The organism is Nocardia carnea (assembly GCF_029869215.1).
In the GTDB taxonomy this organism is placed as follows: Bacteria; Actinomycetota; Actinomycetes; order Mycobacteriales; family Mycobacteriaceae; genus Nocardia; species Nocardia carnea_B.
In genome coordinates this window covers 1-17,598 of record NZ_JARWPM010000354.1, presented here as the reverse complement: position 1 = coordinate 17,598, position 17,598 = coordinate 1, and the positions used below count along the sequence as shown (strand labels likewise).

Below are 17,598 nucleotides of genomic sequence, written 5' to 3'. Positions count from 1 at the left end.
CCGCCCCGGCCGGGGGTGGAGACCTATATGGCGGGCCTATCCGCCAATTTGCCCGAGCCGGGCTATGCGTCCGGCCCCGCCTCCCGCGGGGGGGGGGGAGTGTGGCGCCGCGGGGAGCGCTGGTTCGCCGAGGTCACGCTGGCCGACTCGGTGGACGACGATCGATTCGGCATTCACCCGGCCCTGTTCGACGCCGTGGTGCACGCCCGGGTGCTGGCCACCGGTGGCGCGGACACCGAGGTGTTGCTGCCCTTCATCTGGGAGGGCACCCGGCTGCGAGCGACGGGCGCGCGGCATGTGCGCGTCCGCGGCGGGCCCAGCGGTCCGGCGGGCGGTGTGACGATCGAAGCCTTCGACGCCGCGGGCCGCCCGGTGGTGTCGGTACGACGACTGATCGCCCGGCCGCCGGCGCCCGGCACCGGAGGCCCGGGCTCATCCGGTTCGGTACCGGCGCTCGAGGTGGTGCGGCATGTGCGGGTGCCCGCGGCCGCGACCGCTCGGGACCGGTCGGTCCGGGTACTGGATGTGGCCGGGGCCCTCGCCGCGATCACCGAGCCCGCGGACCCGCCGGACCTGCTGGTGGTCGAATGCGCGGACACCGCAGACGAATCCGGTGTTCCCACCGCGGTGGCCGGCATGCTGGACGCGACGCTGGAACTGCTCCAGGGTTTCCTCGGCACCGGACGACTCGACGGGACGCGGCTGGTGGTGCTGACGCGGGGGCTGGCCGGCGGCGCCGTCCGTGGTCTCGTGCGTTCCGCACAGGCCGAGGAGCCCGGACGGATCACGCTGGTGGACATCGAGGGAGACATCGACGGCGCCGCCCTCTCCGGCCTCGTGGACTGGGACGAACCCGAGATCATCCTCCGGCACGGCGCGGTCTCGGTGCCACGGCTGCGCCCGATCGTGCCGCCGGACCGGGCGGAAGCCGACGGCGCGGACACCGCCGATTCCGGCTCGGTGGTATCCGGCGGGCCGCTCCGGCCGGAGGGGACCGTGCTGATCACCGGCGGGACCGGCGGACTGGGCGCGGTACTGGCCCGGCATCTGGTGACCGAACACGGTGTGCGCCGGCTGGTCCTGGCAACTCGCCGCGGTCGGGCGGCACCGGGAGCGCCGGAGTTGCACACCGAGTTGACCGGTCTCGGCGCGCGAGTCGATATCGTCGCCTGCGATATCACCGACCGGGCCGCCCTCGACGAACTGTTGCGCGGTATCCCGGCGGAGCACCCGCTCACCGGTGTCGTCCACGCCGCGGGTGTTATCGATGACGGTGTGCTGTCCGGGCTGGATCCCGCCCGTATGCGATATGTGGTGGAGCCCAAGGTGAAGGGTGCTTGGTATCTCCACGAGCTGACCCGGGACCGGAATCCGGCCTGGTTCGTCCTGTTCTCGTCGGTCGCCGGTGTGCTCGGCACCGCCGGCCAGGGGAATTACGCCGCCGCGAACGCGTTTCTGGATTCGCTGGCGGCGTTCCGGCGCGACCGGGGCCTGCCGGCGGTGTCGATCGACTGGGGCCTGTGGGCGGCCGAATCCGGGATGGCGGGCACTCTCGGTACCGCGGATACTGCCCGGATCGGACGCAGCGGATTACGGCCCCTGAGCACCACTGCCGGGCTGGCCTTGTTCGATGCCGCGGTAATGGGGGCCGAATCCGCTGTTGTCGCCGCCGATTTCGACCGCGCCGCACTGCGCTCCGCCGCTCGTGGCCGGAGACTGGCGCCGATCCTCACCGACCTCGCCGGCATCCGACCCACCGCCGCACCGGCACCTGCCGTCACCCTGGACCTCGCCGGTCTGACCGAGGAACAGCAGCGGAAACGGCTGCTGGACACGGTACGTTCCCAGATCGCCGAGGTGCTCGGCCACCGCGGCCCGGACCGCATCGATCCAGAAGCGAACTTCCGCGATCTCGGCTTCGACTCGCTGGCCGGGGTCGAACTCCGCAACAGCCTCGGCGCCGTGACCGGATTGCGGCTGCCGGCTACGGCGGTGTTCGATCACCCGACGCCCGCGGCCGTGGCGGCCTACCTGCACCGGCAGGTCCGTGGCACGGGGCCGGAGGCGGTATTCGGGGAACTGCAGCGCTTGGAATCGCGGCTGAGTGCCATGGATCCCGGTGACGAGGCCGTACGGCAGGTACTCGCCCGGCTCGAGGGGCTCACCAGAACGTGCCGTGAATTGAGCGCGGCCGCCGCGGCCGCGGGCGGCGATGACGATCTACGGACAGCGAGTCCGGAGGAACTCGTGGAAATGATCGAACAGGAATTCGGAAAATCATGACCGCACCGGCCGGGGCGTGGAACAGGAGTGCACGGTAATGGTCTCCAACGAACAGCTCGTCGACAACCTGCGGTGGGTCACGGCCGAGTTGCGGAAGTCGCGCCGTCGGGAACAGGATTTGCTGGACGCCGCCCGCGAACCGGTGGCGATCGTCGGCGCCGGCTGCCGATTCCCCGGCCGGGTGTCGTCCCGGCAGCAGTTGTGGGATCTGGTGGCCGAGGGCCGGGATGTGACCGGTGAATTCCCGGCCGACCGTGGCTGGGACGTGGATTTGTACGATCCGGACCCCGAAGCGTTCCGTAAGTCGTATACGCGGCGGGGCGGATTCCTCTCGGGCGTCGACGAATTCGATCCGGGATTCTTCGGCATCGGCCCCCGGGAGGCGCTGGCGATGGATCCGCAGCAGCGCCTCCTGCTCGAGGTGGCCTGGGAGGCGCTGGAGGACGCGGGCATCGATCCGACATCGCTGCGGGGCACCGATACCGGCGTCTACGCGGGGGTCATGCATCAGGATTACGGTTTCACCGCCCTGCGCAGTGAACGCCGTGACGAGGTCGAGGGGTACCTCACCGTGGGAAACACCATCAGCGTGGCGTCCGGCCGTATCGCTTACACGTTGGGGTTGCAGGGACCCGCGATCACCGTCGACACGGCGTGCTCGTCGTCGCTGGTGACGATCCACCAGGCATGTCAGGCGCTGCGGGCCGGTGATTGCGCGATGGCGCTGGCCGGCGGGGTTGCCGTCCTGTCCACTCCCGAGCACATGTTCGTGGAATTCAGCCGTCAGGGCGCGCTGTCCCCGGACGGCCGGTGCAAGGCGTTCGCGGAGTGCGCGGACGGTGTGGCCTGGGGCGAGGGTGCGGGTCTGCTGGTATTGGAACGGTTGTCGGACGCACTCGCGGCCGGGCACCGGGTGCTGGGCGTGCTGCGCGGGTCGGCGGTGAACCAGGACGGCGCGTCGAACGGTTTGACCGCGCCGAGCGGTCCCGCGCAGGAACGGGTGATCCGTGCCGCGCTGGCCAACGCGGGGCTCGGTCCGGGCGACGTGGATATGGTCGAGGCGCACGGCACCGGTACCCGGCTCGGTGATCCGATCGAGGCGCATGCGCTGCTGGCGACCTACGGACAGGGCCGTGACGAGAGCCGTCCCCTGTGGCTGGGTTCGGTGAAATCGAATATCGGGCACACCCAGTCCGCCGCCGGGGTGGTCGGCATCATCAAGGTTGTCGAATCGATGCGGAACCGGACGATGCCGCGCACCCTCCACGTGGATTCCCCTACCTCCCAGGTGGATTGGGGTGGGGGACAGGTTCGGCTGCTGACTGCCGAACAGCCCTGGGCGCCCGTGCCGGGCCGCGCGCGTCGCGCGGGCGTGTCGTCGTTCGGGATCAGCGGCACGAATGCGCACGTGATCATCGAGGAACCTCCGGTACCCGATGCCGGCGAGGAACCCGGCCCGCTACGGGAACTGCCGGTGATGCCGTGGATGATTTCGGGCCGGTCGCCGGAGGCGCTGGCCGAACAGGTGCGGCGGGTGCGCGGCTGGGTTGCCGAACGGCCGGATGTGCGCGCGGTGGATACGGGCGTGTCGCTGGCGGGGCGCGCGGCCCTGGACTGGCGGGTGGTGGTCGTCGGGGATGGTCGGGCGGACCTGTTGCGGCAGCTGAGCGACGTCGACGGGGTGCGCGGGCTGCCGGGGGAGACGGTGTTCGTGTTTCCCGGGCAGGGCTCCCAGTATCCGGCCATGGGCCGCGAACTCTATGACGCCTTCGAGGAATTCGCCGCGGGGTTCGACGCGGCCCTCACGGCCGTGGGCCCGTACGTTCCGGAGGTCGCGGTCCGGGATGTGCTGTGGGGCGGGGACGACGAGGCGGTCGCCGCGACGGTGGTCGCGCAGTGCGGGCTGTTCGCTGTCGGAATCGGCCTGGCGCGGCTCCTGGAATCCTGGGGGGTACGCCCGGACCTGGTGATGGGCCATTCCGTCGGGGAGATCACCGCGGCCTGCGTGGCGGGCGCGCTGTCGCTGGAGGACGCGGCCCGGGTGGTGGGCGTGCGTGCCCGGTTGATGGGCGAGCTGGCGGGCGGGGGCGCCATGGCCTCGATTCCGGTGCGCGAAGACGAGCTCGGTGAGTTGCCCGCGGGCGTCTCGGTCGCGGCGGTGAACACACCCGGCTCCGTGGTGGTGGCGGGGCCGGCGGCCGGGGTCGCGGAGATAGAGAGCCGCTGGGCGGATCGGCGGCCGCGACGGCTCCGCGTCTCGCATGCGTTCCACTCCGCGTCGATGGACCCGATGCTCGGCGAATTCGCGGCCGGGATCGCGGGCATCGCACCCGCCGCGCCCCGAATTCCGTTGCTGTCCAATGTCACCGGTCAGGTCGCCGATGGATCCTTCGGAACCGTCGACTATTGGGTCCGGCATATCCGGCACGCGGTGCGGTTCGCGGACGGGGTGGCCGCCGCGGTCGCTGCGGGCGGTTCCCGGTTCGTCGAACTCGGACCGGGTGCGGCGGCCTCGGCGATGATCGCAGAAACGGCCGACTCGGACACGACGACGGCGGTGCCGCTGCTGCGCCGCAACACTCCGGAGCCGCGGTCTCTGGTGAGCGGCGTCGCGCGGTTGTGGAGTGCCGGGGGTGCGGTGCGGTGGCCGCGGTACTTCGCCGGCGCCGGTGGTGTGCGGGTGGACCTGCCGACTTCCGCGTTCATCCGGCAACGGTATTGGCTGCCGACGGGAACGGAGGTGGGCGATATCGGCAGCGTCGGCCTGCAACCCACGCGGCATCCCGTGCTGCGGGCGGTGCTGGCGGTGCCCGGCGGGGACACTGTATTCCCGGGCCGGTTGACCGTCCAGAGCCTGCCGTGGCTGGCCGATCATCGCATCCTCGATCGAATCCTGTTCCCCGCCACGGGATTCGTCGAGCTCGTACTGCACGCGGGAAGCGAGACCGGGTGTCCGGTGCTGCGTGAATTGACCTTGCGGGCGCCGCTGATCCTGTCCGAGAACGGTGGCACCGCTGTGCAGGTGGTGGTGGGCGGCGAGGACCCCGATACGGGTGAGCGGCCGGTGTCGGTGTACTCGCGTGACAACGACTACCCCGACGCCGGCTGGGTACTGCACGCCGAGGGGACCGTGGGTGCGCAGCGTCCGGTTCCCGGGGCCGGGACCGGTGACTGGCCGCCGGCCGATGCGGTGGCCGTGGACGTCACGGCGGAGTACACGAGACTGGCCGATCGCGGCTACGGCTATGGGCCGGCGTTCCGCGGTGTGGAGCGCTGCTGGCGCCACGGTGACGAGGTGCTCGCCGAGGTCGCACTGCCGGAATCGGCCGATACGCCCGGATTCGGCATCCACCCGGCCCTGCTGGACGCCGTCGTGCACGCGGGACTCCTGGCAGTGGGCGCCGTCGGCGATGACCTCCTGCTGCCGTTCCTGTGGGAGGAGACCACTCTCCTGGCGGGCGGTGCGCGCCGGTTGCGCGTCCGGATCCGTCCCGACGGGGACGGCACCGCCGGTGTGCTGGCATTCGACCTGTCGGGCCGGCCGGTGATCTCGGTGCGCCGATTGGTGACCCGCCCGGTGACGGCCCGGCAGCTCGGGCGCCGGGACGTCCGCGAGTCGTCGCTGCTGCGGCAGGTCCGGTGGGTTCCCGGGCCGGCGGCGGCGGCCGAACGCGTCGGCGCGGATTCGCACCGCGTCCTGGACCCGGCGGCCGCGACCGCATTGCTGGAGGATCCGGATGCGGAGGTGCCCGGCCTGCTGGTGGTGGGTTTCGCCGGCGGTGCAGGGGACATCCCGGAAGCGCTCGATACGGTTCCGGCAGGTGCGCTGCGGCTGGTGCAGCTGTTCTGCGCCGATCTCCGATGCGCGAACACACGGCTGGTGCTGGTGACCGAGGGGCTCGTGGGTGCTGCCGTGCGAGGACTGGTGCGGACCGCGCAGTCGGAGGATCCCGGCCGAATCATGCTGGTGGACGGGGATATCCGAGAACTGGACCTCGAGGTCCTCGCGAACTTCGGTGAGCCGGAGATCGTCGTCGCGGAGGGCGGAATCCGGGTACCCCGGCTGGCGGCGGCAGACAAGGGAATGACGCTGCCCGACGGTCCGTGGGAGCTGAAGATCGTGGAGCCCGGTCTTCTCGACGGAGTCGGCGCGGTGCCGTACACGGTGCCCGTCACCGAGAATCTGGCCGGCGCGGTGCGGGTCGGCGTGCGGGCGATGAGCGTGAACTTCCGGGACGTGATGATGTCGCTGGGCGTCGTGACGCCCGAGGTGCCGCGGCTGGTCACCGATATCGCCGGTGTGGTGCTGGAGGTCGGTCCGGAGGTGACCGATATCGCCGTGGGCGACGCGGTGATGGGGTTCGCCCCGAGTGGTGGATCGAATGTCTGGACCGATCGCCGCCTGATCACCCGGGTCCCGGCGGGCTGGTCGTTCGCCGAGGCGGCCGCCGTGCCGACGGTGTATCTGACGACCTGGCTCGCGCTCGTCGACATCGTGCGCTTGCGCGCCGGCCAGCGGCTGCTCGTGCACGCCGCGTCCGGCGGGGTGGGTATGGCCGCGGTAGCACTGGCCCGGCATCTGGGTGCGGAGGTCTACGCGACGGCGAGCCGGGGGAAGTGGGCGACGGTCCGGGCGATGGGTGTCGCTGCGGATCACCTCGCCGACTCCCGCACCCTGGACTTCGAGGAGCAGTTCCGCACCGCCACGGGCGGCGCGGGCATGGATGTGGTCCTCGACTCGATGGCCGGTGATTTCGTCGACGCCGGGCTGCGTCTGGTGCCGGCCGGTGGCTGGTTCATCGAATTGGGCAAAACCGATATCCGGGTACCCGACGAGGTGGGAGCCTCCTACCCGGGGGTGCGGTATCGCGCGATCGATCTGAACGATGTGGCGCGCGATCGTATCGCGACCATGTGGGATGAGCTCACCGCCCTGTTCGGGTCGGGGGACCTGCCGGCGCTGCCGGTGTCCGGGTGGGATGTGCGTCAGGTCCGTGCGGCGTTCCGGTTCATCGGCCAGGCACGCCACACCGGCAAGGTGGTGCTGACGGTGCCGGCCCCGCCCGATCCGGACGGTACGGTGCTCATCACCGGCGGGACCGGCGGATTGGGCGCGGTGCTGGCCCGGCATCTGGTGACCGAGCACCAGGTGCGGCATCTGGTACTGGCGAGTCGCCGGGGAGCCGCGGCTCCCGGTGCGCGCGAACTGGCCGATGAGCTGACCGAGCTGGGCGCCCGGGTGCGCGTCGTGGCCGCCGATATCGCCGATCGCGGGGACTGTGCGCGCATGCTGGCCGAGATTCCGCCCGACCATCCGCTGACCGGTGTCGTCCACGCCGCGGGTGTACTCGACGACGGGGCGCTGGCCGCGCAGACTCCGCAGCGACTGCGCACGGCGCTGGCGCCGAAGGCGGGCGGCGCCTGGCACTTGCACGAGCTGACCAGGGACCGCGATCTGGCCTGGTTCGTGTTGTTCTCCTCGGTCGCGGGCGTGTTCGGTGCACCGGGTCAGGCCAACTACGCGGCGGCGAACGCGTTTCTGGATGCCCTGGCCGCGCACCGGCGGTCGGCGGGGTTGCCGGCGGTATCGATCGACTGGGGCCTGTGGGCGTCCGAGGCCGGTATGGGGAGCGATCTGGATTCCGCCGCTACCGCCCGGATCGGGCGTAGCGGTATGCGCCCGTTGTCCACCGACACCGGGATCGCGCTGTTCGACGCCGCGCTCACCCAGCCCGGTGCGGCGGTGCTCGCCGCGCAATTCGATCTGCCCGCGCTGCGGGAAGCGGCCCGGGTGACCGATCTGCCGCCCCTGCTGCGTGAATTCGCCGGTGGCCGCCCCGACGCCGAGGCGGCGCCGGTGGCGAGGACGACCCTGGAATTGGCGGGGCTCACGGCCGAGCAGCAACGCAAACGCGTCCTGGACCTGGTCCGCGGGGAGATCGCCACCGTGCTCGGCCACAACCGGCCGGAGCAGGTCGCCGCGGAGGCGAACTTCCGCGACCAGGGTTTCGATTCGCTGACATCGATGGAACTGCGGAATCGGCTCAAAGCCGCGACCGGCCTGCACCTCCCGGCCGCGACCATCTTCGATCATCCGACGCCGTCGGCCATCGCCGGATACCTCGTCGAAGAGCTCGGCACGCCGGGGGCCGACGACTCCGCCGAACTGCTGGCGATGCTGGACCGGACGTTGGCCGCGGTACGGGAGCGGCCGGTGGACGACGAGGTGCGCAAGGCGGCCTCGGCGCGATTGGTCCGCGCCCTGCAGGACCTCGCCGGGGGCGCCGCCGCCGGTGCGGGCGCCTCCGAGGAATTGATCGAACAAGCCGATATCGACGAGATGTTCCAGCTCATCGATGAGGAGCTTGCGTAATGGATCGTGAGGAGAAGACCCTCGAGTACCTGAAACGCCTGACCCGGGAACTGCAGAGCACGCGGCGGCGGCTCGCGCAGTACGACGACCTGCACGGTCCGGTGGCGATCGTGGGGGCGGGCTGCCGGTTCCCCGGCCGGATCGCGACGCGCCGGGAACTCTGGGACTTCGTGGCCGCGGGCCGGGACGCGGCCGGTGCGTTTCCCACCGACCGCGGCTGGGATCCCGACCTGTTCGATCCCGACCCCGAGGCGCCCCGCAAGACGTACGCCCGCGAGGCGTCGTTCCTGTACGACGCGGCCGAATTCGATGCCGGATTCTTCGGCATCGGACCCCGGGAGGCGTTGGCGATGGATCCGCAGCAGCGGATTCTGCTGGAGGTGGCGTGGGAGGCGCTCGAGGATTCCTGGATCGATCCGTTGTCGTTGCGGGGCACCGGCACCGGGGTGTTCGCCGGCGTCGGCGGCTGCATGTACGGCGTGTACAACGACCATGAATTGGAGGGGTACCGGCTGTCGGGGGTGCTCGGGAGCGTGGTGTCGGGGCGCGTGGCGTATGCGCTGGGGCTGGAGGGTCCGGCGGTGACGGTGGATACGGCGTGTTCGTCCTCGCTGGTGGCGATTCATCAAGCGTGCCGGGCACTTCGGTCGGGCGAATGCGATCTTGCGCTCGCCGGCGGTGTGACCGTGCACCATCTGCCGACCATGTTCACCGAGTTCTCGCGGCAGCGGGGATTGTCGCCGGATGGGCGGTGCAAGTCGTTCGGTGCGGGCGCCGATGGTGTGGGGTGGGGTGAGGGTGCGGGGTTGGTGGTGCTGGAGCGGTTGTCGGATGCGCGGGCGGCGGGGCGTCGGGTATTGGGTGTGGTGCGGGGGTCGGCGGTGAATCAGGACGGTGCGTCGAATGGTTTGACGGCGCCGAACGGTCCGTCGCAGGTGCGGGTGATCCGGGCGGCGCTGGCGAGTGCGGGGCTGGGTGCGGCGGACGTCGATGCGGTGGAGGGTCACGGGACGGGGACGACGTTGGGTGATCCGATCGAGGCGCAGGCGTTGCTGTCGACGTATGGGAAGGAGCGTCCGGCCGGTCGGCCGTTGTGGCTGGGGTCGGTGAAGTCGAATGTGGGCCACACGCAAGCGGCGGCGGGGGTGGCGGGTGTGATCAAGATGGTGGAGGCGATGCGGCATGGTGTGCTGCCGCGGACGTTGCATGCGGAGGTGCCGAGTCCGCATGTGGAGTGGTCGTCGGGTGGGGTGTCGTTGTTGACCGAACCCCAGCAGTGGCCTTCCACCGGTGTGCCGCGGCGGGTGGGGGTGTCGTCGTTCGGGATCAGTGGGACGAACGCCCATGTGATCCTCGAAGAAGCGCCCGCTGAACTCGCTTCCGGAACGGAACAGTCCGGCTTCGTGTCTGCCGGTGTGCGGCCGGACGAGGTCCCGCGGTCTGCCGGGCGGGATGATTCGGCTGTTCGGATCGTGCCGTGGGTGATGTCGGCCCGGTCGGTGGAAGCGTTTGCCGCGCAGCGGGAAAGACTGCGCACCTGGGTTGCGGACCGGCCGGAGGCGACCCCGGATGATGTGGCGGTGTCGCTGGCGGGCCGATCGGCTCTGGAATACCGGGCCGTCGCCGTCGGGGACGATCGTGCCGGCCTGCTGGCTCAGCTGCCCCGCCTCGAGGCCGTCGGCGAGCTGCCGGGCGACACCGTGTTCGTCTTTCCCGGGCAGGGTGCTCAATACCGGGCCATGGGGAGTCAACTGTACGAGACGTTCCCCGTGTTCGCCGACGCGGTGCGTGAAATCTGCGACCCCGCATGGTTGTTCGATCCCGCAACCGACCTCGACGCCACGGAGAACACGCAGCTCGCCCTGTTCGCGGTGGCGGTCGGAGTCTTCCGCCTGCTCGAATCGTGGGGCGCGGCACCGGATATCGTGCTCGGGCACTCGGTCGGGGAAATCGCCGCCGCGCATATCGCGGGCGTGTTGTCGCTCGCGGACGCGGTCCGGCTCGTGCGGGCCCGGGGCAGATTGATGGCGGGACTCCCGGCCGGTGGGGCGATGCTCGCGGTAGGTCTGAGTGCCGATGCGGTCGGGGAACTTCCGCCGGGAGTATCGCTGGCGGCGGTGAACGGTCCGCAGTCGGTGGTGGTTTCGGGCCCGGAATCGGCGATCGCCGATCTGGAACACCGCTGGAAAGGCCGCCCATGCCGGCGTCTGCGAGTTTCGCATGCCTTCCATTCCGTGCTGATGGACCCTGTGCTCGACGAATTCGCCGCGGTCTGTGCGGAATTGGAGTGGCGGCCGCCGGTTCTGTCCATGGTGTCCACCGTGACGGGACAGCGGGAATCGACGCTGTTCGCCGATCCGGGGTACTGGGTGCGACAGGTCCGGGAGACCGTGCGCTTCGCCGACGCTGTGACGGCGGCCGTCGCTGCCGGGGGCGTCCGATTCGTCGACATCGGCCCCGGTACGGCGGCGTCGGCGATGATCGCGGAAACGGTCCACCCGACGACGCCGCCGGAGACCACGGTCACGGCCCTGCTGCGACCCTCGGAACCGGAGGTTCGATCGCTGCTCACCGGTCTGGGGCGGCTGTGGGTCACGGGCGGATCAGTGGATTGGCGGCGGGTACTCGACGGGTGCGGCGGCCGGCGCCTGGATCTGCCGGCCTATGCCTTTCAGCGCCGGCGGTATTGGCTTCAGCCCTCCCTCGTGGGCCGGGGGGATGCCGGCCTCGAGCCGCTGGCTCATCCGATCCTCAGCGGACTCGTCGTGGAGCCGGACACCGGGGGATTCCGGTGCACCGGCCGGCTGTCGGTGGCCGGCCAGCCGTGGCTGGCCGATCACCGGGTCCTCGGGCAGTTGTTGTTTCCGGCAACCGGATTCGCCGATCTGGCCTTGACGGCCGCGGCCGCGGCCGATTGCGCCGCGGTCCGGGAAATGACGTTGCGGGAGCCGCTGGTCCTCCCCGAGCGCGATCCGGTGACGGTCCAGGTCGCGGTGGCGGGTGACGACGGTACGGGGGCGCGGCGGTTCACCGTCCACGCCACTCGCGACAGCCGTACCTGGACTTGCCATGCGGAAGGCATTCTCGATGCGGTCGCGCCCGGACCGGTGGCATCCGATCTCGATACGTGGCCGCCGGCGGATGCCGTCGAACTGGCACCCGAGGGCTGGTACGAGCAATTGGCCGCCGCCGGGTACGAATACGGCGCCGCGTTCCGCGGGTTGCGCCGGATCTGGTCGCGGGGGGAGGAGCTGTTCGCCGAGGCCGAGATGAGCGAGCACGGTGCCGGTGCCGATCGGTTCGTCCTCCATCCGGCGCTCTTCGACGCGGTGCTGCACGCTGTGGCGGCGACCGGCGCCGGCTCGCCGCTGCTCCCGTTCGTCTGGGAGGGACTGAGCGCGCGGTCGTCCGGCAAGACCGCGGTGCGGGCGCGCATTGCGGGCCGGGAGCGGGTCAGGGTCGATATCGTCGACGGCACCGGTCTGCCGGTGCTCTCCGCGCGTTCGCTGGTGCTGCGGTCCGCCTCGTCCACGGCGACCGATCCGGGGCCGGAGCGGACTCTGCACACGATCGAATGGCAGCCGATGGCCGAGCGCCCCGCACCGCCGGTGGCCTGGGCGCGGTGGCCGGAGATCACGGCGGACAGCGCCGTCCCCGATGTCGTCGTCGCCGAATTCGGCTCCGATGCGGCGGAACCGGACCAGCCGGGCGCGGTGCGCGCGGCCACCGCGGCGGCACTGCGCGTGGCACAGGACGTGATCGGTGATCGACGCTATGCGCGGACCCGGGTCGTCGCCGTCACGCGCGGCGCCGTCGCGGCTCCCGGTGCGGAGGTCACCGATCTCGCCGGTGCCGCGGCGCGGGGACTGCTCCGGTCGGTACAGGAGGAGGAACCCGGGCGGTTCGTTCTCGCCGACCTCGATACCGGCGCCGCCATCGATGACGCCCTCGTCGCTCGCCTCGCGGGCGCGGCGGAGCCACATCTTCTGGTACGAAGCGGAGAGTTCCGGACGGCTCGGCTGGTCCGGATGGTTCCGGCCGGTGGTCCCGAACCTGCCGAACCGCCGGCTCTCGACGGATCGGTGCTGATCACCGGTGGGACAGGTCTCCTCGGCGCTACCATGGCCCGGCATCTGGTGAGCACCCACGGGGTCCGCGACCTGGTCCTGACCAGCCGTAGCGGTGACCGGGCCCCCGGTGCGGCGGCACTGGGCGCCGAACTGGAAGCCGCCGGCGCGCGCGTGCGGTTCGAACCCTGCGATATCGCGGACGGGGCCGCGGTCGACCATCTGGTGGCAGCCATCACGGCGCGCGGCCGGCTGGCGGGAGTCGTGCATGCCGCCGGCGTGCTGGACGACGGCGTGGCGACCGCCCTGACACCGGAGCGCTTGGCGGGCGTGCTGGCGCCGAAGGTGGACGGCGCCTGGCATCTGCACCGGGCGACCCGGGATCTGGATCTGTCGCTGTTCGCGCTGTTCTCCTCGGCCGCGGGCGTCCTCGGTGCGCCCGGGCAGGGCAATTATGCCGCCGCGAACAGCTATCTCGACGCACTCGCCGCCTACCGCCGGGCGCGCGGACTGCCGGCGATCTCGCTGGCCTGGGGGCCGTGGGCCGGTCCGGAAGGTATGGCCGGCCGTCTCGACGACAGTGCCCGCCGCCGCACCGCTCGCAGCGGAATCGGTGAACTCTCCGTGACCTCCGCGCTGTCGGCATTCGACTGGGCGGTGCGGTCCGCCGCCTCGCTCGTGGTGCCGGTGCGGCTGAACTTCGCCGCGGTCGAGCCGGAGCGCCCGGTCCCGTCGATCCTCACCGCGGTCGCGCCCGCGCGGCAGCGGCCGGGCACGCCGGCGCGTCCCGTCGATCTCGCCGCCTTCCCACCCGGAAAGCGCCGTATGCGGATCATGGAGCTGGTCGGCGGATACGCGGCCGCCGTCCTGGGATATTCCGGTGCGGACGCGATACCACCGGATCGACCGTTCCAAGAGCTGGGTTTCGACTCGCTCGCCGCCATCGAGTTCCGGAACCGGATCCGGGCGGCGACCGGGGTCGATCTGCCCGCCACCGTCATCTTCGACTATCCGACGCCGGAGGCGATCGTCGACTATCTGGCCTCCCGGTTCCCGGATGCCGCGGACGAGGGGGCCGGCTCCGACGAGGAACGGATACGGGCCACCCTCGCAACCATTCCGGTCGAGCGGCTGCGGCGGGCGGGTCTGCTCGAACCCCTGCTCGACCTCGCCGCGGGTACCGGCCCGGCCGAATCGGAGGGCGGGAACAGCGCGGACCGGATCCGCGATATGGACTCCGACAGTCTCGTCCGGCTGCTGCTGGGCGAGCCGGATCGGGATGGTGCGTCGTGACGCAGTCCGAGGACAGAGTGGTCGAGGCGCTGCGGCGGGCGGCGCTGGAACTCGATACGCTGCGAGACCGCAACGCGCGGCTGGTCGCCGCGGCCACCGAACCCATTGCCCTGGTCGGTGCGTCGTGCCGTTTGCCCGGGGGCGTCCGCTCCCGCGACGACCTGTGGGATCTGGTGTCCGCCGGACGGGATGCGATCGGCGCGTTTCCGGACGATCGCGGGTGGGATCCGGATCTGTTCGATCCGGATCCGGCGGCGGTCGGGCACTCGTCTGTTCGTGAGGGCGGGTTCCTCTACGACGCGGGTGATTTCGATGCGGGATTCTTCGGCATCAGCCCCCGTGAGGCGGCCGCCATCGATCCGCAGCAGCGGCTGCTCCTGGAGACCTCCTGGGAGGCACTCGAAGACGCGCGGATCGATCCGCTGTCGGTGCGGGGCAGCGATACCGGAGTCTTCGCCGGCGTGATGTACCACGACTACGGAAACCGCAATCAACTCGGATCGGTGGTGTCGGGCCGGGTCGCCTACGCGCTCGGCCTGACCGGGCCCGCGCTCACCATCGATACCGCCTGTTCCTCGTCACTGGTGGCGTTGCATCAGGCGGCCGCGGCGCTGCGGGCCCGGGAGTGTGCGCTCGCGCTGGTGGGCGGGGTGAGCGTGATGGCGACGCCGGCGGTGTTCATCGAGATGACCCGGCAGCGCGGATTGTCGGCCGACGGCCGGTGCAAATCGTTCGCCGCCGCGGCGGATGGCGTCGGCTGGTCGGAGGGCGCCGCCGTCGTCGTCGCCGAGCGGCTGTCCGACGCTCGCCGCAACGGCCACCGGATACTGGCGGTGATCCGCGGGTCCGCCGTGAATCAGGACGGGACGAGCAACGGGCTGACGGCCCCGAACGGTCCGGCGCAAGAGCGGGTGATCCGCGCCGCCCTGGCGAACGCGGGTCTCACCGCGGCCGATATCGACGCGGTGGAAGGGCACGGTACGGGCACCACCCTGGGCGACCCGATCGAGGCGCGGGCACTGGTCGCGACCTACGGGCAGGAGCGAGCGACCCCGCTGTGGCTGGGTTCGGTGAAGTCGAATATCGGGCACACCCAGGCGGCCGCGGGGCTCACCGGCGTGCTCAAGATGGCGATGGCCATGCGGCACGGCGTATTGCCGGCGACCCTGCACGTCGACGACCCGAGCCCGCATGTGGACTGGTCGGCGGGCACGGTCCGGCTGCTGACCGAAGCGCGGGCGTGGCCGGCCGGATCGGGTCCGCGCCGGGCGGGTGTCTCGTCGTTCGGGATCAGCGGAACAAACGCGCATGTGATCGTCGAGGAGCCGCCGGCGGCGCCGGAACCCGGCGGGAGCGGGCCCGGCCCGGCGCTCGTGCCCTGGGTGTTCTCCGGGAAAACCCCGGCGGCCGTGCACGCACAGGCGGCGCGGATTCGCCAGGTGGTGTGCGGGGATCCCGCGGTCGCGGCCGTCGATGTCGCCGTGTCACTCGCCGATCGCGCCGCGCTCGAATATCGCGGCGTCGTGGTGGGCGCCGATCGTGCCGCATTGCTTGCCGCGCTGCCGGATATGACGGTGCGGCAGGCGGTCTCGGGCAGGACGGTGTTCGCTTTCCCCGGTCAGGGCTCGCAGCGGCTCGGGATGGGCCGCGCACTGCACTCGGCGTTCGGGGTGTTCCGCGAGGCGTTCGACGAGGCTCTCGCCGCGGTATCGGCATATCTACCCGTCGCGGTCCTCCCGATGCTCTGGGGTGAGGATGCGGTGGCAGCGGCGGATACGGTGGTCGCCCAGAGCGGACTGTTCGCGGTCGAAGTGGCGCTGACCCGGCTGCTGGAGTCCTGGGGTGTGGAGCCCGATCTGATTCTGGGCCATTCGGTCGGCGAGATCGTGGCAGCCCATGTGGACGGTGTGCTGTCGCTCGAGGACGCCGCCCGGGTCGTCGCGGCCCGCGCCCGCCTGATGGCGACGCTCCCGGCCGGCGGCGGAATGCTCGCGGTGGCCGCGGACGAGTCCGAGCTCATCCCGTTGCTGCCGGAAGGGGTAGAGATCGCCGCGGTGAACGGACCCGCCGCCGTCGTGTTGTCCGGCCCGGCGGAAGCCTTGGACACGGTGGCCGCGGCGGCGGCGCGGCGGGGGCGGCGGGTGTCGGCACTGCCGGTATCGCACGCGTTCCACTCGGCGGCCATGGATCCGATTCTCGACGAGTTCGGCGCCGCCATCGCGGATATCACCGTCGCGGCGCCGTCGCGGATCGTCTCGACGGTCACCGGTGAGCCGGCCGGTGACGATTTCGGTACGCCGGGGTACTGGCGGCGGAATCTGCGGCTGCCGGTCCGGTTCGGCGCCGCGGTCGCGACCGCGGTGGCGAACGGCGGCGCACGCTTCGTGGAAGCCGGACCGGGAACCGCTGTCAGCACCATGATTTCCGGTGCGACGCCGTCGGCCCGCGCCGTGGCGCTGCTGCGCGGCGACCAGGAGGTGGCGGCAGTGGTCTCCGGGCTCGGCCGCCTCTACGAAGCCGGTGTGCCCGTGGCGTGGCCGAAATATTTCGCTGGTTCCGCAGCCCGCCGCATCGACCTGCCGTCCTATCCGTTCGAGCGCAGGCGGTACTGGATCACCGGCACCGACGGGGATGTCACCGGCGCCGGACTCACCTCGTCCGGGCATCCGCTGATCGGCACCGTCGTGGACGCACCGGCCTTCGGCGGGGTCGTGCTCACCGGCCGGTTGTCGCTGGCCTCCCACCCCTGGCTCGCCGATCACCGAGTGCTCGGCCACGCGCTGCTCCCGGGCGCCGGATTCGCCGAACTGGTGTTGCGAGCGGCCGACGAATCCGGCTGTGCGCTGGTGCGCGAGATGACGATTCGAGCTCCGCTGGCGATCCCCGAGACGGGCGGGGTGGCGGTGCAGGTCGCCGTCGGCGGCGCCGACGCCGAGGGTGAACGGGCTGTCACGGTGTATTCCCGGCCGGAGGGTTCCCGTGATCGCTCGGCGTGGACACTGCACGCCGAAGCCACGCTGTCGCCCGCCGGGACACCGGACCCGGGTACGGAGTTCGGCGTCTGGCCGCCGTCCGGTGCCACGGCCGTGGACGTGACCGGAGGCTATGAGCGGCTGGCCGAGCGAGGATACGGCTACGGGCCGGCCTTTCGTGGTGTGCGTGCCCTGTGGCTGACGGAATCCGAGATCTGCGCCGAGGTCACGCTCCCGCTGGGAACGGCGGATCCGGATGGGTTCGGCATACATCCGGCGTTACTGGATGCCGTTCTGCACGCCGCGCTCCTCGCCACCGGAGGCGAATCCACGACCTTGCCGTTCGCCTGGCAGGACACGGTGCTGCACGCGACCGCGGCCACGACCGTCCGGGTCCGGTTGACCCCGGCCGGCGACGACGCGGTGTCGGTCGTCGCCGCCGACGCGGCCGGGGCGCCCCCGCGGACAACCCCGCGCGGGCCTGGGGGACGAGCGCGGCCACCTCGCGTCGGCCCCCGGCGGGCGCGCCGCGATGACCGCAGCGGCCATTCCGGCCGGAGTGGCGACGGGGGTCGGGTCGTGGCCCGGCACCGACCCGCGCGAGGCGGCC

Annotated in this window: 4 protein-coding genes; all 4 read left to right on the top strand. The window is 71.5% G+C overall.

The features are described 5' to 3' along the window. A partial coding sequence (locus tag QH276_RS24785; protein WP_280406919.1) for a type I polyketide synthase occupies nucleotides 1–2,283 on the top strand: 2,283 nt, incomplete at its 5' end. Between the two features lie 37 nt (nucleotides 2,284–2,320). Further along, a complete protein-coding gene (locus tag QH276_RS24780) occupies nucleotides 2,321–8,656 on the top strand; it encodes a type I polyketide synthase (protein ID WP_280398788.1) in 6,336 nt (2,111 codons plus the stop codon). Continuing rightward, entirely contained in the window at nucleotides 8,656–14,016 is a 5,361-nt protein-coding gene (locus QH276_RS24775) for a type I polyketide synthase (RefSeq protein ID WP_280398787.1), read from the top strand. Before QH276_RS24780 ends, QH276_RS24775 begins: the two co-directional genes overlap by 1 nt. Further along, nucleotides 14,013–17,598: type I polyketide synthase (locus QH276_RS24770; protein WP_280406918.1), on the top strand; the 3,586-nt coding region annotated here is incomplete at its 3' end. The genes QH276_RS24775 and QH276_RS24770, both read left to right, overlap by 4 nt.

Excerpts from the sequence above, each read along its gene's own strand:
- QH276_RS24780 (WP_280398788.1), top strand. The coding sequence starts at position 2,321 with ATGGTCTCCAACGAACAGCTCGTCGACAACCTGCGGTGGGTCACGGCC.
- QH276_RS24775 (WP_280398787.1), top strand. The coding sequence starts at position 8,656 with ATGGATCGTGAGGAGAAGACCCTCGAGTACCTGAAACGCCTGACCCGG.